General features: G+C 65.9%; 22 protein-coding genes. 13 read left to right on the forward strand and 9 right to left on the reverse strand.

All coding sequences use genetic code 11. The annotated features are described in order from the left end of the window. Window positions 1-36: 36 nt before the first annotated feature. The 5 genes from DXK94_RS01975 to DXK94_RS01995 all read right to left on the reverse strand — a co-directional run bounded on the left by DXK94_RS01975 (window position 37) and on the right by DXK94_RS01995 (window position 7,004). Window positions 37-1,953: an alpha-amylase family glycosyl hydrolase gene (locus DXK94_RS01975; RefSeq protein WP_115523592.1), complete on the reverse strand. Its 1,917-nt coding sequence runs from the start codon at window positions 1,951-1,953 to the stop codon at window positions 37-39. Window positions 1,954-2,101: 148 nt separating this feature from the next. After that, the gene (locus tag DXK94_RS01980; protein ID WP_395927887.1) at window positions 2,102-3,820 is read right to left on the reverse strand and encodes an alpha-amylase family glycosyl hydrolase; all 1,719 of its coding nucleotides are present in this window, start codon (window positions 3,818-3,820) and stop codon (window positions 2,102-2,104) included. Between the two features lie 47 nt (window positions 3,821-3,867). Next, on the reverse strand, window positions 3,868-4,758 hold the full coding sequence (locus DXK94_RS01985) for a carbohydrate ABC transporter permease (RefSeq protein WP_115523593.1): 891 nt from the start codon (window positions 4,756-4,758) through the stop codon (window positions 3,868-3,870). Next, window positions 4,755-5,693, reverse strand: a complete 939-nt coding sequence (locus DXK94_RS01990; RefSeq protein WP_115523594.1) for a carbohydrate ABC transporter permease — start codon at window positions 5,691-5,693, stop codon at window positions 4,755-4,757. Before DXK94_RS01990 ends, DXK94_RS01985 begins: the two co-directional genes overlap by 4 nt. A 33-nt stretch (window positions 5,694-5,726) precedes the next feature. Further along, window positions 5,727-7,004 (reverse strand): ABC transporter substrate-binding protein, encoded by a 1,278-nt coding sequence (locus DXK94_RS01995; RefSeq protein ID WP_181884715.1) that lies wholly within the window; start codon window positions 7,002-7,004, stop codon window positions 5,727-5,729. Between the two features lie 87 nt (window positions 7,005-7,091). On the opposite strand from DXK94_RS01995, the gene DXK94_RS02000 reads away from it, so the two are divergent. Both DXK94_RS02000 and DXK94_RS02005 read left to right on the forward strand, forming a co-directional pair. After that, a complete protein-coding gene (locus tag DXK94_RS02000) occupies window positions 7,092-8,297 on the forward strand; it encodes an ROK family transcriptional regulator (RefSeq protein ID WP_115523596.1) in 1,206 nt (401 codons plus the stop codon). 10 nt (window positions 8,298-8,307) lie between these two features. Further along, entirely contained in the window at window positions 8,308-8,682 is a 375-nt protein-coding gene (locus DXK94_RS02005; protein WP_115523597.1) for a VOC family protein, read from the forward strand. Window positions 8,683-8,715: 33 nt separating this feature from the next. Here DXK94_RS02005 and DXK94_RS02010 read toward each other — a convergent pair whose 3' ends face one another. Beyond that, window positions 8,716-9,384, reverse strand: coding sequence for a GntR family transcriptional regulator (locus DXK94_RS02010; RefSeq protein ID WP_115523598.1), 669 nt, complete (start codon window positions 9,382-9,384; stop codon window positions 8,716-8,718). A 125-nt stretch (window positions 9,385-9,509) separates the two neighbouring features. Here DXK94_RS02010 and glyA point away from each other — a divergent pair, with 125 nt between their 5' ends. From glyA to purU, 7 genes are read left to right on the forward strand one after another with little or no spacing between them, the layout of a single operon-like run. After that, window positions 9,510-10,850: a serine hydroxymethyltransferase gene (glyA, locus tag DXK94_RS02015; protein WP_115523599.1), complete on the forward strand. Its 1,341-nt coding sequence runs from the start codon at window positions 9,510-9,512 to the stop codon at window positions 10,848-10,850. Next, window positions 10,847-12,067: a sarcosine oxidase subunit beta family protein gene (locus DXK94_RS02020; protein WP_079595318.1), complete on the forward strand. Its 1,221-nt coding sequence runs from the start codon at window positions 10,847-10,849 to the stop codon at window positions 12,065-12,067. The genes glyA and DXK94_RS02020 overlap by 4 nt, the downstream gene beginning before the upstream one ends. A gap of 28 nt (window positions 12,068-12,095) precedes the next feature. After that, window positions 12,096-12,506: a sarcosine oxidase subunit delta gene (locus tag DXK94_RS02025; RefSeq protein ID WP_079595317.1), complete on the forward strand. Its 411-nt coding sequence runs from the start codon at window positions 12,096-12,098 to the stop codon at window positions 12,504-12,506. Beyond that, window positions 12,503-15,460, forward strand: a complete 2,958-nt coding sequence (locus DXK94_RS02030) for a sarcosine oxidase subunit alpha family protein (protein ID WP_115523600.1) — start codon at window positions 12,503-12,505, stop codon at window positions 15,458-15,460. Before DXK94_RS02025 ends, DXK94_RS02030 begins: the two co-directional genes overlap by 4 nt. After that, window positions 15,453-16,103, forward strand: a complete 651-nt coding sequence (locus tag DXK94_RS02035; protein WP_079595315.1) for a sarcosine oxidase subunit gamma — start codon at window positions 15,453-15,455, stop codon at window positions 16,101-16,103. The genes DXK94_RS02030 and DXK94_RS02035 overlap by 8 nt, the downstream gene beginning before the upstream one ends. Beyond that, the gene (locus tag DXK94_RS02040; RefSeq protein ID WP_115523601.1) at window positions 16,103-17,518 is read left to right on the forward strand and encodes an L-serine ammonia-lyase; all 1,416 of its coding nucleotides are present in this window, start codon (window positions 16,103-16,105) and stop codon (window positions 17,516-17,518) included. Before DXK94_RS02035 ends, DXK94_RS02040 begins: the two co-directional genes overlap by 1 nt. A 3-nt stretch (window positions 17,519-17,521) precedes the next feature. Next, on the forward strand, window positions 17,522-18,418 hold the full coding sequence (gene purU, locus DXK94_RS02045; RefSeq protein ID WP_115523602.1) for a formyltetrahydrofolate deformylase: 897 nt from the start codon (window positions 17,522-17,524) through the stop codon (window positions 18,416-18,418). Between the two features lie 147 nt (window positions 18,419-18,565). Here purU and DXK94_RS02050 read toward each other — a convergent pair whose 3' ends face one another. Then, the gene (locus DXK94_RS02050; protein WP_115523603.1) at window positions 18,566-19,168 is read right to left on the reverse strand and encodes a TetR/AcrR family transcriptional regulator; all 603 of its coding nucleotides are present in this window, start codon (window positions 19,166-19,168) and stop codon (window positions 18,566-18,568) included. A gap of 160 nt (window positions 19,169-19,328) precedes the next feature. On the opposite strand from DXK94_RS02050, the gene DXK94_RS02055 reads away from it, so the two are divergent. From DXK94_RS02055 to DXK94_RS02065, 3 genes are all read left to right on the forward strand, one after another. Further along, window positions 19,329-19,673, forward strand: a complete 345-nt coding sequence (locus tag DXK94_RS02055; protein ID WP_115523604.1) for a cupin domain-containing protein — start codon at window positions 19,329-19,331, stop codon at window positions 19,671-19,673. A gap of 11 nt (window positions 19,674-19,684) precedes the next feature. Next, the gene (locus DXK94_RS02060; protein WP_115523932.1) at window positions 19,685-21,028 is read left to right on the forward strand and encodes an NAD(P)/FAD-dependent oxidoreductase; all 1,344 of its coding nucleotides are present in this window, start codon (window positions 19,685-19,687) and stop codon (window positions 21,026-21,028) included. An 88-nt stretch (window positions 21,029-21,116) separates the two neighbouring features. Then, window positions 21,117-22,592 carry an APC family permease gene (locus DXK94_RS02065; protein WP_115523605.1) on the forward strand — a complete coding sequence of 492 codons (1,476 nt, stop codon included), beginning with the start codon at window positions 21,117-21,119 and terminating at the stop codon, window positions 22,590-22,592. Here the strand turns inward: DXK94_RS02065 and DXK94_RS02070 are convergent. Then, window positions 22,585-23,235, reverse strand: coding sequence for an AmiS/UreI family transporter (locus DXK94_RS02070; protein ID WP_115523933.1), 651 nt, complete (start codon window positions 23,233-23,235; stop codon window positions 22,585-22,587). The genes DXK94_RS02065 and DXK94_RS02070 overlap by 8 nt on opposite strands. A gap of 197 nt (window positions 23,236-23,432) precedes the next feature. On the opposite strand from DXK94_RS02070, the gene gdhA reads away from it, so the two are divergent. Next, a complete protein-coding gene (gene gdhA / locus DXK94_RS02075; protein ID WP_115523606.1) occupies window positions 23,433-24,770 on the forward strand; it encodes an NADP-specific glutamate dehydrogenase in 1,338 nt (445 codons plus the stop codon). A 5-nt stretch (window positions 24,771-24,775) separates the two neighbouring features. On the opposite strand, the gene DXK94_RS02080 is transcribed toward gdhA, so the two are convergent. Beyond that, window positions 24,776-25,744 carry a helix-turn-helix domain-containing protein gene (locus DXK94_RS02080; protein WP_115523607.1) on the reverse strand — a complete coding sequence of 323 codons (969 nt, stop codon included), beginning with the start codon at window positions 25,742-25,744 and terminating at the stop codon, window positions 24,776-24,778. Between the last annotated feature and the right edge of the window lie 6 nt (window positions 25,745-25,750).

Raw genomic sequence — 25,750 nt, forward strand, 5'->3', positions numbered from 1 at the left:
AACGACACTTAGCGCTACCCAGTTGGGGAGGGTGCGTCACACCGGGGTGACGCGAAGCCAGACGTATTGCCGGGGGAGGAGCATGACGCCTTCGTTCAGGTGCAGGCGGGCTTCCGAGAGAAGGTCGACGGCGGCGGGCAGGAACCCGCCGAAGGTTTCCGCGGGCAGGGACTGGGGAACGTCGCTGAAGTTCGCAAGTGCCAGGATGCGGGTTCCGCCCGTAGTCACGCCGCCCGGCCGCTGGTAGGCCAGGACTCCCCGGTTGTGGGTCTGGAAATCGATCAATGTGGTCCCGGCAAACTCAGGAGTGTTCGCGCGGACCTCGGTCATCCGCTGCAGGCCCGCGTAAACGGCACCTCCGGGTGTGGCCGGATCAGTGCGCCGGGCGTACTGCGCGGCCGGGTAGTGCGGCCGGTGTACCCAGCGGCTGTCATCCCCGTGGCCGGGTTCATCCGCGTAACCGTAATCATTGACCTGGCCCACCTCGTCGCCCAAGTACAGGAGCGGGATGCCGCCGGTGCTGAAGGCAACCGAGTGGGCCAGGAGGATCCGTTCCACCGCCTCGGCCGGGTTGACCTCCATGCCGCACAGCGACGCCGTCGTACCTGAAATACGGCAGTCTCCGGTGCGCGGGTTGTCCTGGAAGGGGACGCCGCGGGCAAAGCTGCCGGGGAAGCGGTTGACGTAGAAGGAGTTGAGGAAGCGGCGGTGGTCGAAGCCGTTGATGCCCAGTTCCGCGGCGTCCTCGTCCGCGAAGGTCCAGCCGATGTCGTCATGGCTTCGGACGTAGTTGACCCAGGACGTCCCCTCGGGGATGTTGTGCCGGCGCTTCAGGGCCTGGGCCAGGAGCGAGACATCCCGGGTAGCCAGGGACTCCCAGATGAGCGCCATCTGCAGGGGATTATAGGAAATCTGGCATTCGGCGGGGTCGATGTAGAGCGCCACCTCGTCCGGATGCACGATGGCCTCCGACTTGAACAGCAGCGACGGAGCCGCCAGCCGGCACACCGCGTTGAAGGCCCGGAGCAGGGTGTGCGCCTCGGGAAGGTTCTCGCAGGGGGTGCCCAGCTGTTTCCAGATGAAGGCCACGGCGTCCATGCGCAGGATGTCCACGCCCTGGTTGGCCAGGAACAGCATTTCGCCTGCCATGGCACGGAAGACAGCAGGGTTGGAGTAGTTAAGGTCCCACTGGTACGTGTGGAACGTTGCCCAGACCCACCTCCCGTCCTCAATCTGGATGAACGAGCCTGAATGGTTCTCCGGGAAAATCTCCCGGACATTCTGCTCGAAGGCGTCCGGCATGGTCCGGTCCGGGAAAATCCAGTAGTAATCGCTGTACTCCGGGTCCCCTGCGGCCGCCTTCCGGGCCCACTCATGCTCGTCAGAGGTGTGGTTGAAGATGAAATCCACCACCAGGCTGATCCCGTTGCTGCGGAGTTCGGCCGCCAGCGAGCGAAGCTGCTCCATGGTGCCCAGCTTCGGGTTGACCTCACGGTAGCTGGACACCGCGTAGCCGCCGTCGGAGTGCGGTTCGGGGGCCAGGAACAGCGGCATCAGGTGCAGGTAGGTGAGTCCGAGCTCCTTGAAGTAGGGAATGCGTGCCCGCACTCCCTCCAGGCTCTCCGCGTAGCGGTCCACGTAACAGACCCCGCCCAGCATGGTGTTGGACTGGAACCAGCCGCTGTTGCCTTCCCGCTCCGCGTCCAGCTCCTTGAGTTGAGCCGGGCGCTCCTGCCAGGACCGGGCGCTCTGGACCACCAAGGCTGCCAGCTGTTCCTGCCAGTCCGGCCGGGAACCGTACAGGGAGCCAAACAGTTCCGTCAGCTGTGGGAGTTGCCGGTCCAGCCTTCGGTCAAAGACCGGGTCCGGGCTGAGCCCGGCCGTCCGTTCGCGGAAAAGCGCCGTGAGGACATGCTGCCGGGTCATTTCGTCCGCACTAACGGATTCCTGCATGCCCACGGCCCTTTCCCACTTCCGCCAGCGGTTCCGGCAGCACCTGTAGGGAAGTATTCCACGCCACACTTCCGCGCGTTGACCTGGACCTATACATGGACCTGGACCTGGACCAGGACGCGGCAGCGGTCACGGGAGGTTTCACCGGCTACGCCTGGAGCCAGGCAGTGGTTGCCCCGGGCAGGGAACCTGCCATGAGCGGCGAACTGGAGACCAGGACCTCGCCGTCGGGCAGTCCGAAGGCTTCCGTCCCGAAGTTGGTGACGGAGATCCAGCCGTTAGGGCGCCGGAAGGCCAGGACGTCGGTCCTCCCGGTTTCCAGCCATTCCAGCGCTTCGGCGGTTTGCAGCTGTGACCGCAGGGCCAATGCGCGGCGGTAGAGGGACAGGGTTGAGTCCTTCTGCAACTCCTGGGCTTCCACCGAGTAGCCGGCGAACCATTCGGGCTGCGGCAGGTGCGCGCCGCCGGTCCCGAAACCGAACGAGGTGCCGGAGGCTGTCCATGGCAACGGGACGCGGCAGCCGTCGCGGCCGATTTCCACGCCTTTGTTGCGGAAGAAGGCCGGGTCCTGGCGCTGGGAGTCGGGGATTTCGCTGCCCACTTCCTGCAGGCCCAGTTCCTCGCCCTGGTACAGGTATGCAGAGCCCGGAAGGGCGAACATCAGCAAGGATGCGGCGCGGGCGCGGCGCAGGCCGAGTTCGGCGTCGACGTCTTCCTGCTTGCCGCCGGCGAGCAACCATTGCTTGCCGGCCTCGCCGGCCATGATCCCGCCCTCGGCCGAGGGCCCTGACACGGGGAGCCCGTAGCGGGTGGCGTGCCGGACGACGTCGTGGTTGGAAAACACCCACGTGGAGGAAGCGCCGGACGCCTCGGCCTCGACGAGGTTCTTGGTGATGATCTTCCGGAACTGGGCGCCGTCGAAGTCTGCTTGCAGCAGGTCGAAGTTGAAGGCCTGGCCCAGCCCCTCCGGGCTGGCATAACGGGCACGGCGGTCCGCGTGCACCCAGGCTTCGGCGACGGCGGTGCGCGGCGGGCTGTATTCGTTGAAGACCTTGCGCCACTCGGCGTAGATCCCGTGGACTTCGTCACGGTCCCAGTACGGATGTGATCCGGCAAGGTAAAGCGCCTCGCCCTGGGCTTCAAGGTCTGCCTTGCTGGGGAGGGACTCTTCGAGGTTCTTGGTCAGGGCATGGGCGACGTCGATGCGGAAGCCGTCCACGCCCCGGTCCGACCAGAAGCGCAGGGTGGTGAGGAAGTCTTCGCGGACCTCGGGGTTGTCCCAGTTGAAGTCAGGCTGTTCCTTGGCGAAGATGTGCATGTACCACTGGCCGGGCGTCCCGTCAGGTTCTGTGATGCGCTCCCATGCGGGACCGCCGAACACGGAGTCCCAGTCTGACGGCGGCAGTTCGCCGTTGTCGCCCAGTCCGTCGCGGAAGATGTAGCGGTCGCGGGCCGGGGACCCCTTGGGCGAGGCCAGGGCTTCCTGGAACCACTGGTGGCGGTTTGAGGAGTGGTTGGGGACGATGTCCACGATCAGCTTGATGCCTGCGGCGTGCAGGGCGGATGCCATATGGCTGAAGTCCTCGAGGGTGCCGAGCCGCGGGTCAACATTACGGTAATCGTCCACGTCATAGCCGCCGTCGGCGAGGGCTGAAGGGTAGAACGGGCTCAGCCAGACGGCGTCGACCCCCAGGTCCTTCAGATACGGGACCTTGGCGGTGATGCCGTTGATGTCGCCGATGCCGTCACCGTTGGAGTCAGAGAAGCTGCGGGGGTAGATCTGGTAGACCGAGGCCTGGCGCCACCAGTTGGGGTCGGCCATGGTTTTGGGTTCGGTGCTGGTTGCCGTGGTGGCGATGGAGGGCAAGGCTGGGTCCTTTGCGTTTTTCGTGGAGGTCGGGTTCGCGGCCGGGATCATTTCACGGCGCCCTGGGTGAGTCCGGACATGACCCAGCGCTGGGTAAACAGGTAGACGACGATCGCGGGCGCCATCGCCATCAGGTAGGAGGCGAAGGCGACGTTGTAGCTGTTGCTGAACTGGGTCTGGAAGATCTTCTGCAGCACCGGGATGGTCTGCAGTTCCGGGTCGGAGATGATGAGCGACGGCATCATGAAGTCGTTCCATGAGGCGATGAAAGCGAAGATGCCGACAGTGGCGCTCATGGGTGCGAGCAGGGGGAAGATGAGCTTCCAGAACACCTGCCAGGTGCCGGCGCCGTCGATGCGCATGCTTTCTTCCAGCTCCAGCGGGATGGAGCGCAGGAACGCGGTAAACAGCATGGTGTTGAACGCCAGGGCAAAGACGATGTGCAGGATCGCGACGCCGAGCGGGTTGTCCAGACCGGCGAGGCCGGTGAGCTGGATCTGCGGCAGTGCCACCACGGGGAACGGGATGAACATTGCCGCGAGCAGGTAGAAGAAGGACCAGCGGAAGAGCCGGCGGTCCCAGTTGCGGACGATTGCGTAGGCTGCCAGCGCCGAGACGATGATTTCCCCCGCTACGGCGGTTACGGACACGAACACGGAGATCGCGAAGCCGCGGGGGAAGTTCGTGAGCGTCCATGCCTGGACGAAACTGTCGAAGGTCAGCGGGCTTGGCAGCGAGAAGGCGTTGCCGTCCACCGCCTGGCCGGTGGTTTTGAACGCCATGCTGGTGGTGACGTAGAGCGGCACGAGCACGCTGAGCGTGCAGACGATCAGGACGATGGTGGCAGGCCAGTTGCTGCGTTCATGGCCGGCGCGGATCCTTTGCTTCTTTCCGGCGGCGGCGGGTCCTGCTGGGATGGTGCTGGGTGCGCTGCTCATGCGGCGATCCCTCCTTTGCCACGTGTGAAGCGAAGCTGGATGAGTGCGATGACGATGCTGATGAGGAAGAAGATCACGGCGTTGGCCATCTGGTAGGCATAGTCGCCGCCTTCGAAGCCGCGGAAGATCGACATGGCGACGCTGCGTGTAGCGACGCCCGGGCCGCCGTCGGTAAGGCCCACGATGATGTCGTAGGCGTTGAGGTAGTTCTTGAAACCAAGGACCATATTGATCACTGCATACCCGGCGACGAGCGGCAAAGTGATGTGCCGCAGGTTGTGCCAGGGCGTTGCTCCGTCGATGGAGCTTGCCTCGTAAACCTCGGCGGGAACCGTGAGGAGCCCAGCGATGTAAATCAGCATCGCGCTCGGGATCGACTGCCACGCCGTGACGAAGACGATGGCCAGCCACGCGAGTTCGGGGTTGGCCAGGATGCTCGTCGCCAGCGGTTCGATTCCCATGCCTTGGCCCAGGAGCGGCAGCGAGTTCGAGAAGAGGTATTGGAAGACGAACGCGATGACGATGCCTGAGATCACCATGGGGATAACGAATACCGTGCGCAGCGCGGCGCGGAAGCGGACACGGGACGTGAGTCCCAGAGCCAGGAAAAAGGCCACGGCGTTGACCACGATGACGGTCACGAGCGCAAAGGCAAGGGTGAAGCCGTAGGCGCTGAGGACCCCCTCATCCTGGAACACCGCTATGAAGTTTCGGATGCCGATGAAATCGAAGTCGCCGAAGCCAACCGAGTTCGTGAAGCTGTAGATGAAGCCGAGTATGGCCGGCAGCGTGACGGCGAGCGTGAAAATTACGAGCGAAGGAAACAGGAAAAAGTAGTACAGCGGATCGATGCGGCTCTTGCGCGCACTTGCCGCTCTCACCGCTGCCGGGGCCGTCACCACCGCTCGAGGGGAAGGCTTAGTCGTCGATGACATGAATGGTCCTCGTTTCGTGCGTTGGAAGTGTGATCACGCGCGGAAAGCCAGGCGCGCCCAGTCGGCGTCCATACGGCGGAGCGTGCTCTCGGCGTCGGCACCGCCGATGATCGACTGGAGGTAGTTGGCGGCGGGAATCGAGTTTGGAATGAACTGTGAGGCACCCATGTAGAAACGGCCCTCGTCGTAGTACTTCTGCATCTCAACGATTCGGGGGTCGGTGACCGCTGGTGCGTCCTTACCCGTGCCGAATCCCAGGAATTCGGCATTGTAGGAGTTCTGGATTTCCGGCTGCATGAGGTACTGGAGGAAGGCGCGGGCCCCCTCCTGAGCGTTGCCGGCTTCGGGAACCCAAAGCGAAAGGTCGATGTTAACGCGGACTTTCAGGTCGGCGGGATTGCTGGTCATTGGCAGTGGGAAGGTGCCCAGATCCACATCGGTCCCCGCCTTTTCAATTTCTCCGAAGGCCCACGGCCCCTGGAAGTACATGGCCGCCTGTCCCTGCGCCATGGCAGTGTTGCCGTCACCGTAGCCTCGGCTCGACGCATCGGGGTTGACGTAGGACGTCAGCTGGACCATGCGCTGCACTGGCTCGAGCATCGTTTTCTGGAACGACACTTCGGAATCCGGGCCGACATTCTCGCCAATCCCATGCATTGCTTTATAGAAGTCGCGCACGTTGACCATGCCGCCCACCGTGTAGTCGAACAGGCCCTGCGCGATGGTCCAGGGGTCGCGGAAAGTGCCGTAAATGGGTGTGATGCCGGCGGCCTTTAACACTTCACATACTTCAATCAGTCCGTCCCAGGTTGTGGGAACGGCCAGCCCGTTCTGCTCAAAGATGCGGCGGTTGTAGATGACCGAGGCGGCCATGACCGAGTAGGGGATGACGCTCGTACGGCCCGGGTAGGTGGGGTACCAGTTCGTGAGGGCCAGAACGTCGTTCCGGATGGAAGCTGCTGCCGGGAGATCGGAAAGGTCGGAGAGGGCGCCGCGCTCCATGAACCGGGCCATTTCAAGGTTGTAGTTGAGGCAACCGAGGTCCGGCGGACTGCTGCGCACAAAGCTGGCAGAGAGATTTGTCGCCATGTCATGAAGGACGCGGACGCGGTCCTGCGACGCGGTGAACTTCGCCGCGAGATCGCGGAAGTATGGCACGGCCTCCGGTTTTGACTGGTGGAACGTGATGGTGGGACGGGTTCCTCCCGGAGCACACCCTGCCAGGCCGAAAGCGGCCAGTGTGCCCCCGGCAGCGGCAAGGAAGGTGCGTCGGGAGACTCGCGTCCCTCTGGACGGCAAAGGTGGCAACATCGGCTCCTCAGGGTCTCACAGAGTTTATTTGGATCTTATATTTAAGTCCTATACGAGGATGAGGCATCGTGGGGATATCGTCAAGGGATGAAGGAGACCACCGCGAGTTCGACGCAATTGTTGCGGCAGATCAATTCCGATGCGTTGCTGCGGTTTGCCCTGCAGGAGCAAGTGTTCACAGCCGGGGAAGCCATGGCGGTGACGGGGTTGACCCGCGCGACGGTGCTCGGCGTTTGCCATGCCCTGGTCGACGCCGGCTGGCTGGAGGAAGTGGATGACAGTCCTGCCGCGGCCCGCACCAACAAAGGCAGGCCGGCGCGCCGCTACCAATTGCGTGAGGCTGCCGGTGTGGTTGTTGGACTGGACGCCGGGGAAAGCTACTTCACCACCATCGTGGCGGATCTGCGGGGCCGTGAGCTGGGTTTGCGCCGCCAGAACGTTGACTCGAAGATGCTCGGGCGCTCCGGCCGCTGCGCGGCTGCGCGGGAGCTGATCGGCCTGGCCCTCCACGACAGCGGACACGAGGTGGACGACGTTTTACTTACGGTTGTCGGCGTTCCCGCGCCGATCGACGCCCATGGCAATTCTCCTGACGGAGAATTCTGGCATCTGATGAATTCCGGATTCGCCTCGCACCTTCACGGCAAGGTGGTTGTCGAAAATGACGCCAACCTCGCCGCCATTGCCGAACGTGCACACAATCCGTCAGCCAACCTGGCCACACTGCTGACAGGGGAGCGGTTCGGCGCCGGCCTGATCGTCGATGGTCGCCTGCTGCGGGGACCGCGGGGCGGCGCCGGCGAGATGAGGTTCCTCGACACTATTACCGCCGGCAAGTTCGTGCCCGACGAAGGCAGCACGGACGGGTTTGGGGCACTGGCACGCAAGTGGGCGCGCTCGCGGATCCACTCCCACGGCGGACAATCCACACTGCGCCACATACCCGAGGGGGAGATCAACGCCGAGGATGTGTTCCAGGCAGCCCGGGAGGGGGATCCGTTCGCAGGGGACATCATCGCCCGGCTCGGCGCCAGGCTGGCGCGTATTGCTGTTGTGCTTTCCAGCCTCCTGGACATTGAACGCGTCATCATCGCGGGCGGGATCTCCCGGGCCATCGAACCTGTCCTGGAACAGGCACGCTGCCTGCTGCCCACCGATTCCGGCGTGCCCCTCCCGGACCTGGTTGCAAGCACCTTCGGAGCGGAGGTGGTGGTCAAAGGTGCCATCGAGTCGGCCCTGACGCAGGTCAGGCGCGAACCTGGCGCATTCCTCCCGCGGGCCCCCCGAACCTAGACTGGCTCTCATGTCATGCCGAATCAGCGAACTGGTCCTGAACTGCGCCGACCCCGAACTGCTGGCAAAGTTCTGGAGTGACGTCCTTGGCTATGTCGAACTGGACCGGGAGGACGGTGCCATCGAAATCGGCCCGCCCGCCGGCTTTGGCGGCCTGCAGCCCACCATCATCCTGAGTCCGAGCAGCAATCCGCGGACCGGACGGCTTCCCCTGCACATCGACGTCAATCCCGTGGACCGGGACCAGGCCGCCGAGCTGGAACGGCTGCTCGCCCTCGGCGCCAGGCCGGCTGACGTAGGGCAGAGCGGCGACGAACAGTGGCACGTTTTGGAAGACCCGGAGGGCAACGAGTTCTGCCTCCTCCGCAGGCGGCTTGACCCCTGACGCAGCGGCGGGCGGTTAACCGCTGAAGGTTCCTTAGAGGACTGCGCGGATGGCGTGTTCGAAGCTGGTGACGTGTTCCAGGGCGAGCTTGCCGGACCGGTCGGCGTCGCCGTCGGCAATGGCTTCCAGCAGCTCCACATGCTCCGAGATGTGCTCGGACACCGCGGGCACCTTCTCCAGCACCATGCACCAGATCCGGGTGGCCAGGTTGTCGTAGCGGATCAGGACATCTTCCAGGTGGGCGTTGGCTGCCGCACGGTAGATAAGGCGGTGGACCTTGATGTCATACCGCATCAGGTCATACGGGTCCTCGGCGGCGGCCATCCGGGCAATCGCCGCTGCGGTTTCGCGCAGCTCGGTGCGCACTGCGGGTGTGGCGAGCTTGGCTGCCCGCCGCGCGGCAAGGGGCTCCAGCGATTCCCGGAGCTCCGAAACATCGGCCAGCTCGGTGATGTCCACAACGGTGGCGAAGGTGCCCCGGCGCGGGTAGGAGATCACCAGGTGGTCGCTTTCCAGGCGCTTCAAGGCTTCCCGGACAGGGGTGCGTCCGATGCCCATTTCGGCTGCGAGCTTAGCGTCGTTGATGGCTTCGCCGGGCCGGATGTCCAGCATGATGAGCCGGTCCCGGAGATGCCGGTAGGCCCGCTCGGCCAGCGAGAGATCCCCGCCGCCCTCCAGATGGTTCTCTAGCGTCAGGCTCATTAAGAGGCTCTCCATGGTTCCTATTGACTCCTGCGTGATGTGGAACATACTATTACGTCAGTTCTAATATATCAGTTACAGGTCAGTTGTTGATCAGTAACCCGAAGGGCCTCTGAAGGAGAAACATGCAGAACGTACTCAACGCCTCGCTCGCCCAGGTGGACTCCGATGTTGCCGCCGCTGTAGCAAAGGAGCTGGAGCGGCAGCAGAACACCCTCGAGATGATCGCCTCGGAGAACTTCGCTCCGGCGTCGGTCATGGAGGCGCAGGGTTCGGTCCTGACCAACAAGTACGCAGAGGGCTACCCCGGGAAGCGCTACTACGGCGGCTGCGAGCACGTGGACGTTGTGGAGCAGCTCGCCATCGACCGGGTCAAGGCCCTGTTCGGTGCGGAATTCGCCAACGTGCAGCCGCACTCCGGCGCGCAGGCCAATGCTGCCGCCATGTTCGCCCTGCTGAACCCGGGCGACACCATCCTTGGCCTTTCCCTGGCCCACGGCGGCCACCTCACCCACGGCATGAAGATCAACTTCTCCGGCAAGCTCTACAACGTGGTTCCCTACCACGTCCGTGAATCCGACCTCCGGGTGGACATGGCCGAGGTGGAAGCCCTGGCCCTGGAGCACAAGCCCAAGCTCATCGTCGCCGGCTGGTCCGCCTACTCCCGCCAGCTGGACTTCGCCGAGTTCCGCCGCATCGCCGACCTCGTTGGCGCCTACCTGATGGTGGACATGGCCCACTTCGCCGGCCTCGTTGCCGCCGGACTGCACCCGAACCCGGTCCCGTTCGCGGACGTGGTCACCACCACCACCCACAAGACCCTGGGCGGACCGCGCGGCGGCGTCATCCTGGCCAAGGAGGAGTACGCCAAGAAGATCAACAGCGCTGTGTTCCCCGGCCAGCAGGGCGGCCCGCTGGAGCACGTCATTGCAGCCAAGGCCGTGGCCTTCAAGCTCGCCGGATCGCCCGAATTCAAGGAACGCCAGGAGCGGGTCCTGCAGGGTGCCAAGCTGCTGGCCGAGCGTCTCCTCCAGTCCGACGTCGAAGCCGCAGGCATCTCCGTGGTCAACGGCGGCACGGACGTCCACCTGGTCCTCGTGGACCTGCGGAACTCGGAGCTCGACGGCCAGCAGGCCGAAGACGCCCTCCACCGGATCGGCATCACCGTCAACCGCAACGCAGTACCCTTCGACCCCCGCCCGCCGATGGTTTCCTCCGGCCTCCGGATCGGCACCCCTGCCCTGGCCACGCGCGGATTCGGGGCCGCGGAATTCACCGAGGTCGCGGACATCATCGCCACCGCCCTGATCGCGGCAGCCGGCAGCGGCAGCCTGGCCGAGGACACCGCCGTCGAACTCCGCAGCCGCGTCACCGCCCTTGCCGACCAGTTCCCCCTTTACCCCCACCTCAACGACGATGCCGCCCTGGCCGGTGTTGAAGCAGACCTGATTGGAGCCGCCCAGTGAGCACCCAGCAGCTTCCGGAGCACCCGGACTTCCTCTGGCGGAACCCCGAGCCCAAGTCCTCCTACGACGCCGTGATCGTCGGCGGCGGCGGGCACGGCCTGGCCACCGCGTACTTCCTGGCCAAGAACCACGGCATGACCAACATCGCCGTCCTGGAAAAGGGTTGGCTGGCCGGCGGCAACATGGCCCGGAACACCACCATCATCCGCTCCAACTACCTCTGGGACGAGAGCGCGGCCATTTACGAGCACGCCCTCAAGCTGTGGGAAATCCTGCCGGAGGAACTCGAATACGATTTCCTCTTCAGCCAGCGCGGCGTGATGAACCTGGCCCACACCCTCGGCGACGTCCGCGAGAGCATGCGCCGCGTGGGCGCCAACAAGCTCAACGGTGTTGACGCCGAATGGCTGGACCCGCAGCAGGTCAAGGAACTCTGCCCCATCCTGAACATCAGCGACAACATCCGCTACCCCGTCATGGGCGCCACCTACCAGCCCCGTGCCGGCATCGCCAAGCACGACCACGTGGCCTGGGCCTTCGCCCGCAAGTGCGACGAGCTGGGCGTGGACATCATCCAGAACTGCGAAGTCACCGGCTTCGTCAAGGATGGAGAGCGCGTGGTGGGCGTCAAGACCAACCGCGGCACCATCAACACGGAAAAGGTGGGCCTGTGCGCCGCCGGCCACAGCTCCGTCCTGGCCGAAATGGCCGGCTTCCAGCTGCCCATCCAGTCCCACCCGCTGCAGGCACTGGTCTCCGAGCTGCACGAGCCGGTCCACCCCACCGTTGTGATGTCCAACCACGTGCACGTCTACGTCTCCCAGGCCCACAAGGGCGAACTGGTGATGGGCGCCGGCGTGGACTCCTACAACGGCTACGGCCAGCGCGGCTCCTTCCATGTGATCGAGCAGCAGATGGCGGCCGCCGTCGAACTCTTCCCCATCTTCGCCCGGGCCCACGTGCTCCGGACCTGGGGCGGGATCGTGGACACCACGCTGGACGCTTCCCCGATCGTGGGCAACACCCCGGTGGAGAACATGTTCGTGAACTGCGGCTGGGGTACCGGCGGCTTCAAGGGCACGCCCGCAGCCGGCATGACCTTCGCGCACAACATCGCCACGGGCTCCCCGCACAAGCTGAACGCGCCGTTCTCCCTGGAGCGCTTCGAAACCGGCGCTCTCATTGACGAACACGGCGCCGCCGCCGTAGCCCACTAGCCGCCGCCTCCACAGAAAGACAACGCACATGCTGCTGATCTCATGCCCCAACTGCGGCCCCCGGGATGAAACCGAATTCCACTATGGCGGCCAGGCCCACGTGGCCTACCCGGAAAACCCGAACGAACTGAACGACACGGAGTGGTCCCGGTACCTCTTCTACCGCGAGAACCCCAAGGGCACCTTCGCCGAGCGCTGGGTCCACAGCACCGGCTGCCGCCAGTGGTTCAACATGCTGCGCGACACCGTCAGCTACGACATCCAGGCCATCTACCCGATGGGCACGCCCCGGCCCGACCGGGCAGCCCCGCGAACCGCCGAATCCGGAACTGCCAGCACCGCTGCTGACAGCACCACCACCGGAACCGCGGCGCCCGACATCTCAGGCACCAGCACAACACCTGCCAGCACCACCGCCCCGGAAGGAGCAACCAAGTGACTTCCCAGAATGCCCGCCTCGCCGCCGGCGGCCGCATCGACCGCACCATTTCCTGGCGCTTCACTGTGGACGGCGAGGAATTCACCGGCCACCCCGGGGACACGCTGGCTTCCGCGCTGCTCGCCAACGGCCGCGTCGCGGTCGGCAACTCGCTGTACGAGGACCGGCCCCGGGGCATCCTGGCTGCCGGAGTCGAGGAACCCAACGCCCTGGTGAAGGTGGCCCCGCGCTTCCCCGGCCACGTTGCCGAATCGATGCTTCCCGCCACCACCATCTCCCTGGTGGACGGCCTGAAGGCCGAACTGCTCAACGGCCTCGGCCGGCTGGACCCCGAAGAGGACCGCGCCGAATACGACAAGAAGTACGTCCACACCGACGTCCTGGTCATTGGCGGCGGCCCCGCCGGCCTGGCCGCTGCCCGTGAGGCCGTCCGCACCGGTGCCCGCGTGATGCTCCTTGATGACCAGCCCGAACTGGGCGGTGCCCTGCTCTCCGGCTCCACGGCAGCGGAACTGGGTGAGACGGTCGAAGGCAAGCCCGCCCTGGAATGGGTGGCGGACGTGGAAGCCGAGCTGGTTTCCAACGCCGAATGCACTGTCCTGAACCGCACCACGGCGTTCGGCGCCTACGACGCAAACTACGTCATCGCCGTCCAGAACCGTACGGACCACCTCTCCAGCCCGGCCGCCCCCGGTGTATCCCGCCAGCGTATTTGGCACATCCGTGCCAAGCAGGTTGTGCTGGCTCCCGGCGCGCACGAGCGTCCCCTGGTCTTTGAAAACAACGACCGCCCCGGCATCATGCTCGCCTCCGCCGTCCGCAGCTACCTGAACCGCTACGCCGTGGCCCCCGGCCAGCGCGTGGTCATCAGCACCACCAACGACAGCGCCTACGCCCTGGCCGCCGACCTCCGCGCCGCCGGCGTCAAGATCGCCGCAGTGGTGGACGCCCGCCCCAAGCTCACGGACGTGGCAGCCGCCGCCGTCGAAGCCGGCACCCGCGTGCTGATCGGCAGCGCCGTAGCCAACACCAGCGCCGCCACCGATGAGGGAGCGAACGCAGGCCGGCTGGACGGCGTGACCGTCCGCAGCATCAACGACGACGGCGAACTCACCTCGGGCATCGAGCAGATCGCCTGCGACCTGCTGGCAGTGTCCGGCGGCTGGAGCCCGCTGGTGCACCTGCACTCCCAGCGGCAGGGCAAGCTGCGCTGGGACGACGCCCTGGCCGCCTTCGTCCCCAGCACCGAGGTTCCGAACCAGCAGATCGTCGGCTCCGGCCGCGGCTCCTTCGACACCGCTGACTGCCTCGCCGAGGGCGTCTCCGCCGGCGCGAAGGCGGCCATCGGCGCCGGCTTCACCTCCGCCGTCGAACCTTCCCCGCTGGGCGGGCCGACAGCGTCTGCCCCCACCCGCCAGCTGTGGCTGGTGCCGGGCGAGACCGGCACGCCGGACGACTGGCACCACCACTTCGTGGACTTCCAGCGTGACCAGTCCGTGGCGGATGTCCTCCGTTCCACCGGCGCCGGCATGCGGTCCGTTGAGCACATCAAGCGCTACACCTCCATCAGCACCGCCAACGACCAGGGCAAGACCTCCGGCGTCAACGCGATCGGCGTCATCGCCGCCGCACTCCGGACCGCCGGCGAAGCGTCCCGCGGCATCGGCGACATCGGCACCACCACCTACCGCGCCCCGTTCACGCCGGTTGCGTTCGCGGCACTGGCCGGACGCCAGCGCGGCGAACTCTTCGACCCCGCACGCATCACCTCCATCCACCCGTGGCACGTCGCCAAGGGCGCACTGTTCGAGGATGTGGGGCAGTGGAAGCGGCCCTGGTACTACCCGCAGAACGGGGAGGACATGGACGCCGCCGTGCTGCGCGAATGCGCAGCAGTCCGTGACTCCGTGGGCTTCATGGACGCCACCACCCTGGGCAAGATCGAAATCCGCGGCAAGGACGCGGGCGAATTCCTGAACCGCATCTACACCAACGCGTTCAAGAAGCTCGCCCCCGGCTCCGCCCGCTACGGCGTCATGTGCACACCGGACGGCATGATCTTCGACGACGGCGTGACCCTGCGCCTCGACGAGGACCGTTTCTTCATGACCACCACCACCGGCGGAGCCGGCAAGGTGCTGGACTGGCTGGAGGAATGGCTCCAGACGGAATGGCCGGAACTGGACGTGCACTGCACCTCAGTGACCGAACAGTGGAACACCATCGCCGTCGTCGGACCGAAGTCACGCGAGGTCATCGCCAAGGTGGCACCGGAGCTGGCCGCGAACGGAGGCCTGGACACCGAGGCCTTCCCGTTCATGACCTTCCGGGAAACCACCCTCGCCTCCGGCGTCCGTGCCCGCATCTGCCGGATCTCGTTCTCCGGTGAACTGGCCTACGAAATCAACATCCCGGCCTGGTACGGGCTCAACACCTGGGAAGCCGTTGCGGCTGCCGGTGCCGAATTCAACATCACCCCCTACGGCACCGAAACCATGCACGTCCTGCGCGCCGAAAAGGGCTACCCGATCGTCGGGCAGGACACGGACGGCACCGTCACCCCGCAGGACGCCGGCATGGAGTGGATCGTTTCCAAGGCCAAGGACTTCATCGGCAAGCGCTCCTACTCGCGGGCGGACGCGCAGCGTGAAGACCGCAAGCACCTGGTCAGCGTCCTTCCGGTGGACGGCACCCTGCGGCTGCCCGAAGGCACCCAGCTCGTGGAAAAGGGCCGTTCCACCAACCCCGCCTACGGGCCGGTGCCCATGGAAGGTTTCGTCACCTCGAGCTACCACAGCGCAGCACTGGGCAGGTCATTCGGCCTGGCCCTGATCAAGAACGGCCGCAACCGCATCGGCGAGACCCTCGTGGCAGCAGCCGGCGATCAGCTGGTGGACGTCGTTGTCGCAGAAACAGTGCTTTTTGACCCCGAAGGGACCCGTAAAGATGGCTGAAACAGCAGCATCCCCGACCTCTGCCAAGAACCTCGCAGACAAGAACCTTGCCGTCCGCGTCAGCCCGGCGAAGCAGCTGCAGGACGCCTTCGCTGCCGGCTCCCTGGCGGGCACCGTGGAACTGTCCGAGCTGCCCTTCCTCACCATGGTGGGGCTCCGCGCCGGTGCCGGCACCGAAACGGCCCAGCGGCTGGCCTCGGTCACCGGCGGCCTGCCCGCCCGGTCCGGTGACGTGGCCGGCAACGGTGACACCTCCGTCCTGTGGCTGGGACCCGGGGAGTTCCTGGTGGTGGCACCCACCGAGGCACACGAATCCCTGGGCGGCGACCTGATCCGTGCCCTGCAGGATGCACTGGGCGACGGCGAAGGCCAGGTGGTGGACCTCTCCGCCAACCGCACCACCTTCGAACTGACCGGTCCACAGGGGCGGGCAGTGCTTGAGAAGGGCTGCTCCCTGGACCTGCACCCCCGGGAGTTCAAGGCCGGAACCGCCGTCTCCACCGAGATCGCCAACATCCCCGCCATCCTCTGGAAGACCGGCGAGGAGTCCTTCCGGATCTTCCCCAGGGCGTCCTTCGCCGAGTTCCTGGGCCGGTGGCTCCTGGACGCGATGCGGGAGTACGCCTCGCCAGAGGTCCCCTAATGGCGCTCAGCGTCCTTGACCTGTTCTCTGTCGGCATCGGGCCCTCCTCGTCACACACGGTGGGCCCGATGCGGGCGGCCAAACTCTTCGCGGACGGCTTGAAGGGCGACGGGCAGCTCAGCTCCACCGTGCGCGTCCAGTCGGAACTTTTCGGTTCCCTGGGCGCCACGGGGCGGGGCCACGGCTCGGACAAAGCGGTTGTCCTGGGGCTGCAGGGCCTCGAACCTGAAACCGTCAACACCTTCACCGCCGACGACCAGGTGGCGGCTGCCGCGCTGGACGCCGAGCTGCACATCGCCGGCACCCACCGGGTGGATTTCAACTGGGATGAAGACGTGGTCCTGCACCGCCGCAAATCCCTTCCCGCCCACCCCAACGGCATGACGTTCCGCGCGCTGGACCACACCGGATCCGTGCTCAGTGAACGGAGCTTCTATTCAATTGGGGGCGGCTTCGTGGTGGACGGTGACGCTGCGGGCGCGGACAAGGTAGTGGCGGATGACACCGTGCTGCCGTACGCGTTCAGCACTGCCGACGAGCTGCTGGAGATCTGCAAGCGCGAAGGCATGTCCATCTCCGACGTCATGCTGGCCAACGAGTTGGTCTGGCACACGGAGGCCGAGCTGCGGGAGAAGCTGCTGGGCCTGTGGGCAGTGATGCGCGAATGCGTGGAGAACGGCTGCAACGCGGAGGGCATCCTGCCCGGCGGGCTGAACGTGACGCGGCGCGCGCCGGCGCTGTTCCGGACGCTGACGGCCTCGGCTGCCAGCGCGGAAGCCGCGGCAGCATCGCCGTCGCCCGTCCAGGCCCCTGCCGATCCGCTGCTGGCGATGGAATGGGTGAACCTGTTCGCCCTCGCCGTCAACGAGGAAAATGCCGCGGGCGGGCGGATCGTCACCGCGCCCACCAACGGCGCGGCCGGCATCGTGCCGGCGGTGCTGCACTACTACGTGAAGTTTGTTCCGGGAGCCGACGACGACGGTGTGGTCCGCTTCCTCCTGGCGGCAGCCGCCGTCGGGATCCTTTTCAAAACGAACGCCTCCATCTCCGGAGCCGAAGTGGGCTGCCAGGGCGAGGTGGGCTCGGCCTGTTCCATGGCGGCCGCCGGCCTCTGCGAGGTGCTGGGCGGAACGCCCGCGCAGGTGGAGAACGCCGCCGAGGTGGGCATCGAACACAACCTTGGGCTCACCTGCGATCCCGTGGGCGGGCTGGTGCAGATTCCCTGCATCGAACGGAATGCCATCGCCAGCGTCAAGGCCATCAACGCGGCCCGGCTGGCCCTGCACGGGGACGGCAGCCACAAGGTCTCCCTGGACAAGGCCATCAAAACCATGCGCGACACAGGAGCTGACATGAAAACCAAGTACAAGGAAACCTCCCGAGGCGGCCTGGCCGTGAATGTGATCGAGTGCTGAACCATGACCGCTACTGAAACCCACATCCCCGCCCCGCAGCAGTCCACCACGGTGGAACATGTGCTGACCCTCGACTGCCCGGAATCGCCCGGCATCGTGCATGCGGTCTCCAGCTTCCTCCTGGAGCATGGCTGCGACATCATCGACAACAAGCAGTTCGGCGAACGCTCCGAAGGCCACTTCTTCATGCGCGTGCACTTTGCGTCCGACGGCGATGCCTCCACAGCGGATACGCTGCGGGCAGCTTTCGCCCCTGTAGCTGAAAAGTTCGCCATGCGGTGGCAGCTGGAACGCCAGGGAGCCAAGCGCAAGGTCCTGATCATGGTGTCCAAGTTCGGCCACTGCCTCAATGACCTGCTGTTCCGTGCCCGGATCGGCGAGCTGCCCATGGAGGTGGTTGCGGTGGTGTCCAACCACACCGACCACCAGGCACTCGCGGAGTGGCACGGCATCCCGTTCCACCACATCCCGGTGACGGCCGATACCAAGCCCCAGGCCGAAGCCAGGCTCCTGGAGCTGGTGGACGAACTGGATGTTGAGCTTGTGGTGCTGGCCCGCTACATGCAGGTGCTCAGCGACGAGCTGACCCGGAAGCTGGACGGCCGCGCCATCAACATCCACCACTCGTTCCTGCCCAGCTTCAAGGGTGCCAAGCCGTACCACCAGGCCTACGCCCGCGGGGTCAAGACCGTCGGTGCCACAGCCCACTACGTCAACGCGGAGCTGGACGAGGGACCAATCATCGCCCAGCAGGTGGTGGAAGTGGACCATACCTACGGACCCGAAGACCTCGTGGCCGCCGGCCGCGACACCGAATGCAAGGCCCTTTCCAACGCGGTGCGCTGGCACTGCGAGGGCAGGGTCATCCTGCAGGGCAACAGGACCGTGGTGCTTCGCTAGCCTTCGGCACGCGCAAGCAGGCATGTGACATAACTGAACAGCAACAGAAGGGCCCCTGCGGCCGCGCGAACTGCGCGGCGGCAGGGGCCCTGCGCGTTAAAGCAGCCGGAGTGCCGTCAGTCCGCGAGGAGACGGGCCGGACAAGGGTCAGGTGACGCCGGAAGCGGCTGCACCATCCCGCCGGAGGATGACCACCTGGTGCACCTCCTCGAGGGCCGCCGCAATCTCCTCCCGTGAAACCCCGGCCAGGTACTGCAGCACCAGCCCGTCCAAGGCGGCGAACAGTGTGCGGGCGACGACGCGGACATGTGCAGTGACTCCAAAAGCCTCAAGTCCCGCGGCGAGGGCGTCAACGTAACTCTCGTACAGCGCGGCTACCGGCCCTGCCAGCTCCGGGCGCCGCCTGGCTTCCAGGATCATCTCGTACTGGAATACCTGCAGCTCGGGGTCCGTGAGGAGCAGGTCCATCAGGGCCTCGGTGAACGTTGCCTCCTGCTGCGCCGCATCGCGCAGGCGGGAGGCTGCAATTGACTGTTCGGAAGCCCACTGCAGGGCGGCCGCGATCAGCGCGTCACGTGATCCAAAGTGGTGTGCCACCAAGGTGTTGTTGACTCCCGCCGCCTCTGCCACTGCCCGGTAGGTGAGTCCCCGAAGGCCTTTGTGCGCCACCACATCCACAACGGCCCGAAGCAGCGCTTCGCGGCCTTTGCCGTACTTCGGCGGGGAGGCTGGGGCGGAGGAAGGGGCCATGCCGTCGATTCTAGCCACCTGCGTGGCGGCGACGGCGGCTATTGACTTAAAACTAAGCACTTGCTTAGATTAGTTCACCATCCGTGACGGCAATCACAGGCCGAGCCGGATGAACCACTTCCTTCCGACGCATCCCGCCCGTCCCCCCTTGGAGCCATTCATGACCATCGCACCTGCCTTCAGCACGTCCTCGACCCTTGATCAGGCCAAGAATGAACCCTTCGAACTCGGCCAGGTCCAGTGGGTCCGCCGGTTCGGCGAGGGCGGCCGAGAGGCGCTCGCCTGCGGCTACTGGCACGTCAGCCCGTCCGAAGCGCCGGACCCCTTTGACCTGATCATGGAGGCCGATGAGACCATCCACATCCTCGCTGGGCACCTCCGCATAGAGGTTGAGGGAGGCGAGGCCTATGAGCTCACTGCCGGAAGCTCGGCGTCATTCAACAAGGGCGTGCGCACCCGCTGGGTCGTGCTGGCACCCACCATCGAATTCTTCGTCTATTCCTAGGGGCCATGATCATGGAGCAGCAGGACATTGACCGAAAAAAGCCGGACGTCATCGTGGTGGGGGCCGGGTTCGCCGGCCTTACCGCGGCACGCGAACTTACCCGGCAGGGCTTCTCGGTCCATATCGTCGAGGCGCGCGACCGGATCGGGGGCAGGACGTGGCTGGACCACCGCCTCGGCCGCAACCTGGAGATCGGTGGAACATGGGTCCACTGGACGCAGCCCTATGTCTGGGCTGAGCTGAAGCGCTATGGCCTGGGCGCCGTCGCAAGTCCGGAGCCGGAGCGCGCCTTCTGGTGGGCAGACGGCGGCCGCCAGGAAGGTGCCCCCGGCACCCTCCTGCAGCTGATCGGGAAGTACAACCATGAACTGGTGAAGGACTCCCGCGAGTACTTCCCCGAACCCTTCCGGCCATTGGCCCGGGACGCTTTCAAGGAGATCGACCACATTTCCGTCCAGGACCGCATCAGGGAACAGTTCCCGGCAGGTTCATCCAGGGACATCCTTGAGTCATTCTGGGCCCTGAACTTCAACGGTCCACTCGAAGACGCCGCCCTGACGCAGGCCCTGCGCTGGGTAGCCCTGACCAACGGCGACTGGGCGGTCAACTTCGAGGCCTGCGCCACCTACAAGATCGAGGGCGGGACGGCTGCCCTCGCGGATTCCATCCTCCGGGACAGCGGAGCCGGCATTGACTACGGCTTCACCGTGGCAGGAATTTCGGACGACGGCGGCAGCGTCACCGTCCGCAGTTACGACGGCAGGACCATCTCCGCGCGGTCCGCCATCGTTACCGTCCCGCTCCACGTCCTGCCCTGTATCGCCTTTGAGCCGCCGTTGCCGCCCGCCAAGGCGGACGGAGCCAGGCGCGGGCAGGTGTCCAAAGGCGTCAAGGTCTGGATCCGGCTGCGGGGCGAGCATGCGCCGTTTGTCGCGCTGGGACAGGCTGACTGGGCGCTGAACTTCTTCCAGGTGGAATACACGCTCGACGGCGACACGATCGCCGTCGGCTTCGGCCCGGACGCTTCGAACATCGACGCCACGGACCCGGCCGCCGTCCAGGCGCACCTTAACCGTCTGGTGCCCGGCGCCGAGGTGGTGGACGTGGCCACCCATGACTGGGTGTCCGACCCGCTGGCCGGCGAAACCTGGCCGATGCACCGCACCGGTTTCCTCTCCGCGCACCTGGCCGCCCTGCAGGCACCACACGGCAACATCCTGTTCGCCGGCTCGGACATCGCCAACGGCTGGGGTGGATTCATCGACGGCGCCATCGAAAGTGGCATGGAGGCTGCCCTGGAAGCGGCAGCACTTTCCGCCGCCGCATCCGGCACTGCGCTGACCGACAAGAACTGATCGCTGGCGGACAAAGCCGCCGGGCCGCCCGCTGCCAAGCTGGATTTCACAGCATTTCCCCACACTCATGACCGTTAAGAAGGATCCAATGAGTATTTCGAATTCCGAGTCCCGGACCACTGACGCTCCGGCCAAGGAGCATTCCACAGCCCTCCGCGCCGGGAGCATCGGCGTCATGGGCATCCTCTTTTTTGTCCTCTCCGCCCAGGCACCGCTGACGGGCATTGTGGGCGCTTCCCCGCTCGCGGCGGCCCTTGGCAACGGCGCCGGCGCTCCGGGCGCCTACCTGATTGTCGGCATCGTCATCGTCATCTTTGCCGTGGGCTTCGTGGCCATCAGCCGCAGGATCCAGGCCAACGGCGCCTTTTACGCCTACATCACCGCCGCCTTCGGCAGGAAAACCGGTGCCGGGGCGGCCTGGCTTGCGCTGCTTGCCTACAACACCGTCCAGGCTGCCATGTACGGACTCTACGGGGCAGTCTTCTCCGGTCTGCTCGCCTCGATGGGCCTGGACGTGCCCTGGTGGCTCCTGGCCCTGGCCACCATGGCGGGCGTGCAGGTGCTCGGGTCCCTGAACATCGAACTCGGCGCCCGCGTCCTGGCCCTGCTGGTGGGACTTGAGGTTGCCGTGCTGCTGCTGTTCGGTTTCACCGTCCTGTTCAGCGGCGGAGGCCCCGAAGGCATCAGTGTGGCGGCCTCCTTCTCGCCGGAAGCCATCGCTGCCGGGGCACCCGGAGTGGCCATCATGTTTGCCGTTGCCTCCATGTTCGGCTTCGAATCCACGGCCATCTATTCGGCCGAGGCTAAGGACGCGCACCGCACCGTGGCCCGGGCAACCTACCTGTCCGTGGGCGTCATCGCGGTCTTCTTCTCCTTCATCTCCTGGATGCTGGTCAGCTACTACGGCCCGTCCCAGGTCATGGACGCAGCGGGCGCCGCCCTCGAATCCGGCGATGCCACCACCTTCGTCCTGGGGCCCATGGTGGAGCTTTTCGGTCCGTGGGCCGGCGTGGTCACCGGCGTTTTGCTGGTCACCTCGCTGCTCGCCGGAATCATCGCCTTCCACAACGGCATCAACCGCTACCTGCACTCCCTTGCCCTGCGCGGTTCCATGCCCGCTATCGTGGCCCGGACCAACCGGCACCGCGCACCGGCCGTGGCTGCCTGGATCCAGACCGCCACCGCCGTCGTCCTGGTGGCGCCGTTCGCCATCCTGGCGCTGGATCCCGTCCTGACGCTCTTCTCCTGGTTCAGCGGACTGGCAGTAGCGGCACTCCTGGTGCTGTACATGCTCTGCTCGACCGCCGTCGTCGGCTTCTTCCGCCGTGAACGCGCCGGTGCCCAGCTCTGGCAGACGCTGGTTGCCCCGACGCTCGCGGCGCTGCTGCTGGGATGGATCCTGTTCCTGGTGGTCAGCAACTTCACGGCATTGATCGGCGGCAGCGCAGAAACGGCAACCGCCCTTCTGGTTGCTGTTCCCCTTGTTTTTGCGGCCGGGGTGCTGGTGGAAGCCCAGGTGCAGCGCCGGCAGAAAGCTGCAAGCCTGGGGCATCCGGTCAGGTAGAGGTCAGCCTTTCCGGGGGCTGCACGGGATGTCCGGCACTGGCCCGGCGTGGAGCGGCTCCGCGCCGGGCCAGCACGCGTGCCACAACAAACAGTGCGGCCAGGAATGCTGCCGCCGTCCAGGCCGCTGCCTGCCCGCGTGGCCAGTTGCCGGCCAGCCCGAGGAAAGCCGGAAGTGTGGCAGTCGTCTGGCTGGTCAGCACCAGCGCCCAGCCGATGAACGGGTCCAGGCGTCTGAGGCCCAGCGCCATTGATGCGAAAAACAACGCCCACAGCGCAGACCAGGCCAGCCACAGGACGGCCAGCAGCGGGTCCGATCCAGCCCAGGCGGCGGCGAGCAGCAGGCCGACGACGCCCACCATGCCGCAGAACCACCCCAGGCCCTTCGAGCCAAGATCCAGCAGGGTGTCCAGCCCCACGTACACGTACGTCAGGCCGAACAGGAACATCCCTGCAGCAGTCAACAGCGGCCCTGCCTCTTCGAGCGCCGCCGCGCCTGACAAAAATACGACGCCGAGCGCCAGTTGAACGGTCCCGATGGCAAGGCTGACCACGGCTGCGTCGCGACGGGGGAGGAGGCCCAGCGTGGCGAGTCCGTTGAGGAGCAGGGCTGCCCCCGAAAGCAGCAGGCAGATATAGGCCATCAGACGGCCTTCCGGATGCACATCCTCGTGCACCCTCCTTTCATTATGCGGAAGAGAGCTGTCACAATACGGAGAATAAGGGACAAATAGCGCTCCGCCTACTGGCCTCCGGTCTTAATCCGATAGCTTGAAGGGTCAAGTTTCGAGCGGTTCAACAAAACGTACCGTTCCTGTTTCACGCAGAGGTGAGGAAAACCATGGATTCACGGCTCGAGGCCATCAGGGACACGGTCCTGGCACGGAACCCCGGCGAAGCGGAGTTCCACCAGGCGGTGGTCGAAGTCTTCGAAAGCCTCGGCCCCGTCCACGACAGGCACCCCGAATTCCTCGAAGCCGCCATCCTGGAGCGGCTCTGCGAGCCCGAGCGCCAGATCATCTTCCGCGTGCCGTGGACGGACGACACCGGGCGGGTGCAGATCAACCGCGGCTTCCGGGTGGAATTCAATTCCGCGCTGGGCCCGTACAAGGGAGGCCTGCGGTTCCACCCGTCCGTCTACCTGGGCATCGTCAAGTTCCTTGGCTTCGAACAGATTTTCAAGAACGCCCTCACCGGCATGCCCATCGGCGGCGGCAAGGGCGGCTCCGACTTTGACCCGCGCGGCCGCAGCGACGCCGAAGTCATGCGCTTCTGCCAGTCCTTCATGACGGAGCTGTACCGGCACATCGGCGAATACACCGACGTCCCGGCCGGGGACATCGGCGTGGGCGGACGTGAAATCGGGTACCTCTTCGGCCAGTACAAGCGCATCACCAACCGGTACGAATCCGGGGTGCTGACCGGCAAGGGCATCTCGTGGGGCGGCTCGCTCGTCAGGCCCGAAGCCACCGGCTTTGGGACCGTCATCTTTACGCAGGAAATGCTGAAGACCCGCGGAACGTCCTTTGACGGCAAGCGTGTGGTGGTCTCAGGCTCCGGCAACGTCGCCATCAACGCCATCGCCAAGGCCCAGGCCCTCGGCGCCACCGTGGTGGCCTGCTCCGACTCCTCCGGCTACATCGTGGATGAGGCGGGCATCGACGTCGGGCTCCTGCGCCAGGTCAAGGAGGTGGAGCGCGCACGGCTCAAGGAATACGCTGCCCGCCGGGCCGGCGTCTCCTACGTGGAGGGCGGTTCCGTGTGGGACGTTGACGCGTCGGTGGCACTGCCGTGCGCCACGCAGAACGAGCTCGACGGCGGTGCTGCCGCCAGGCTGGTGCGCGGCGGGCTCCTTGCAGTGGGCGAGGGCGCCAACATGCCGTCCACCCGTGACGCCGTCGCGGTGTTCCAGGAGGCGGGCGTGCTGTTCGGCCCGGGCAAGGCAGCCAACGCGGGCGGCGTTGCGACGTCCGCGCTGGAGATGCAGCAGAACGCGAGCCGGGACTCCTGGTCCTTTGAGCACACAGAAGAACGGCTGACGGAGATCATGGTGGGAATCCACCACCGGTGCGCGTCCACAGCCGACGAGTACGGAGACCCTGGCAACTACGTCCTCGGCGCCAACATCGGCGGCTTCGTGAAGGTGGCGGACGCCATGCTGGCCCAGGGGCTCATCTAGGAGTGCTAAGCGCCCCGGCGCCAGTCGCTTGGGGAGACGCCGAAGGCATCGCGGAACGTGCGGCTGAAATGCGCCGCGTCCAGGAAGCCCCAGCGGGCTGCGACAGCACCCACGGGCTGTGCGGCGTGCAGCGGGTCGCGCAGGTCGCGGCGGGCGCCGTCCAGCCGCTGGCTCCGGATCCAGCTGGCCACCGTTGTCCCGGACTCGTGGAACACGTTGTGCAGGTGGCGCGTGGAGATAAAGTGCGCGGCGGCGATGCTGGCGGGGGACAGCAGGGGATCGGCCAGGTTGGCCTCGATGTATTCACGGACGGAAACTGCCAGGAGTGCCTGCGGCTTCATCCGGTCCGGCGTTATGTCCATTTCGGCGTGCAGCATGGTGGACACCAGGTCCAGGGCGTTGGCTGCCAGCCGCGAACCGCTGGGGCCGTCCAGGACGTCCAGGTTCTCGGACAGCTGGCGGATGAACTGTCCCACAATTCCGCTGAGGCCGGTGCTGCCGGCCATCCTCACGGCAGCGAGCTGGCCCACGAAGTCGGTGGGCAGGGACAGTGCGTCGCAGGGGAACATCACCACCATCATCCGCGCCTGCTCCGCGAACGTCAGGGTGTAGGGCCTGTTGGTGTCGTAGATGGCCAGGTCGCCGGGCCGGAGGACGGCCTCGCGGTTGTCCTGGATGAGCAGCCCGGTGCCCTCCAGCTGCAGGTTGAGCTTGAAGTAGCGCTCATGGGCCTGGGCGATCAGGGCCGGGGTGCGGTGGACCTCGTGCGAGGTGGCCGTGACTTCGACGATGGACATGCGGTCCACCACCCTTGCGCGCAGCTGTCCGCGGAACCCGTCCACGTCTGCCGTCCGTGCCGCGAGGGGTACGAAGGACTCGGCCACCAGGTGCTTCCAGTGGTCAAAGGACGTGGCAACGCTGGACGTAAGGCTTTGGCTGGCGGAATGTACCGCAGGCCGGGCTGGTGCTGGCATGGATGT

It is taken from the genome of Arthrobacter sp. RT-1, assembly GCF_003367205.1.
Taxonomy (GTDB): domain Bacteria; phylum Actinomycetota; class Actinomycetes; order Actinomycetales; family Micrococcaceae; genus Arthrobacter.

Excerpts from the sequence above, each read along its gene's own strand:
- purU (WP_115523602.1), top strand. The coding sequence starts at position 17,522 with ATGACCGCTACTGAAACCCACATCCCCGCCCCGCAGCAGTCCACCACG.
- DXK94_RS01975 (WP_115523592.1), bottom strand. The coding sequence starts at position 1,953 with ATGCAGGAATCCGTTAGTGCGGACGAAATGACCCGGCAGCATGTCCTC.
- DXK94_RS02005 (WP_115523597.1), top strand. The coding sequence starts at position 8,308 with ATGTCATGCCGAATCAGCGAACTGGTCCTGAACTGCGCCGACCCCGAA.
- glyA (WP_115523599.1), top strand. The coding sequence starts at position 9,510 with ATGCAGAACGTACTCAACGCCTCGCTCGCCCAGGTGGACTCCGATGTT.
- gdhA (WP_115523606.1), top strand. The coding sequence starts at position 23,433 with ATGGATTCACGGCTCGAGGCCATCAGGGACACGGTCCTGGCACGGAAC.
- DXK94_RS01985 (WP_115523593.1), bottom strand. The coding sequence starts at position 4,758 with ATGAGCAGCGCACCCAGCACCATCCCAGCAGGACCCGCCGCCGCCGGA.
- DXK94_RS02060 (WP_115523932.1), top strand. The coding sequence starts at position 19,685 with ATGGAGCAGCAGGACATTGACCGAAAAAAGCCGGACGTCATCGTGGTG.
- DXK94_RS02035 (WP_079595315.1), top strand. The coding sequence starts at position 15,453 with ATGGCTGAAACAGCAGCATCCCCGACCTCTGCCAAGAACCTCGCAGAC.
- DXK94_RS02065 (WP_115523605.1), top strand. The coding sequence starts at position 21,117 with ATGAGTATTTCGAATTCCGAGTCCCGGACCACTGACGCTCCGGCCAAG.
- DXK94_RS02070 (WP_115523933.1), bottom strand. The coding sequence starts at position 23,235 with ATGGCCTATATCTGCCTGCTGCTTTCGGGGGCAGCCCTGCTCCTCAAC.
- DXK94_RS02010 (WP_115523598.1), bottom strand. The coding sequence starts at position 9,384 with ATGAGCCTGACGCTAGAGAACCATCTGGAGGGCGGCGGGGATCTCTCG.
- DXK94_RS02025 (WP_079595317.1), top strand. The coding sequence starts at position 12,096 with ATGCTGCTGATCTCATGCCCCAACTGCGGCCCCCGGGATGAAACCGAA.
- DXK94_RS02055 (WP_115523604.1), top strand. The coding sequence starts at position 19,329 with ATGACCATCGCACCTGCCTTCAGCACGTCCTCGACCCTTGATCAGGCC.
- DXK94_RS01990 (WP_115523594.1), bottom strand. The coding sequence starts at position 5,693 with ATGTCATCGACGACTAAGCCTTCCCCTCGAGCGGTGGTGACGGCCCCG.
- DXK94_RS01995 (WP_181884715.1), bottom strand. The coding sequence starts at position 7,004 with ATGTTGCCACCTTTGCCGTCCAGAGGGACGCGAGTCTCCCGACGCACC.
- DXK94_RS02080 (WP_115523607.1), bottom strand. The coding sequence starts at position 25,744 with ATGCCAGCACCAGCCCGGCCTGCGGTACATTCCGCCAGCCAAAGCCTT.
- DXK94_RS02040 (WP_115523601.1), top strand. The coding sequence starts at position 16,103 with ATGGCGCTCAGCGTCCTTGACCTGTTCTCTGTCGGCATCGGGCCCTCC.
- DXK94_RS02000 (WP_115523596.1), top strand. The coding sequence starts at position 7,092 with ATGAAGGAGACCACCGCGAGTTCGACGCAATTGTTGCGGCAGATCAAT.
- DXK94_RS02050 (WP_115523603.1), bottom strand. The coding sequence starts at position 19,168 with ATGGCCCCTTCCTCCGCCCCAGCCTCCCCGCCGAAGTACGGCAAAGGC.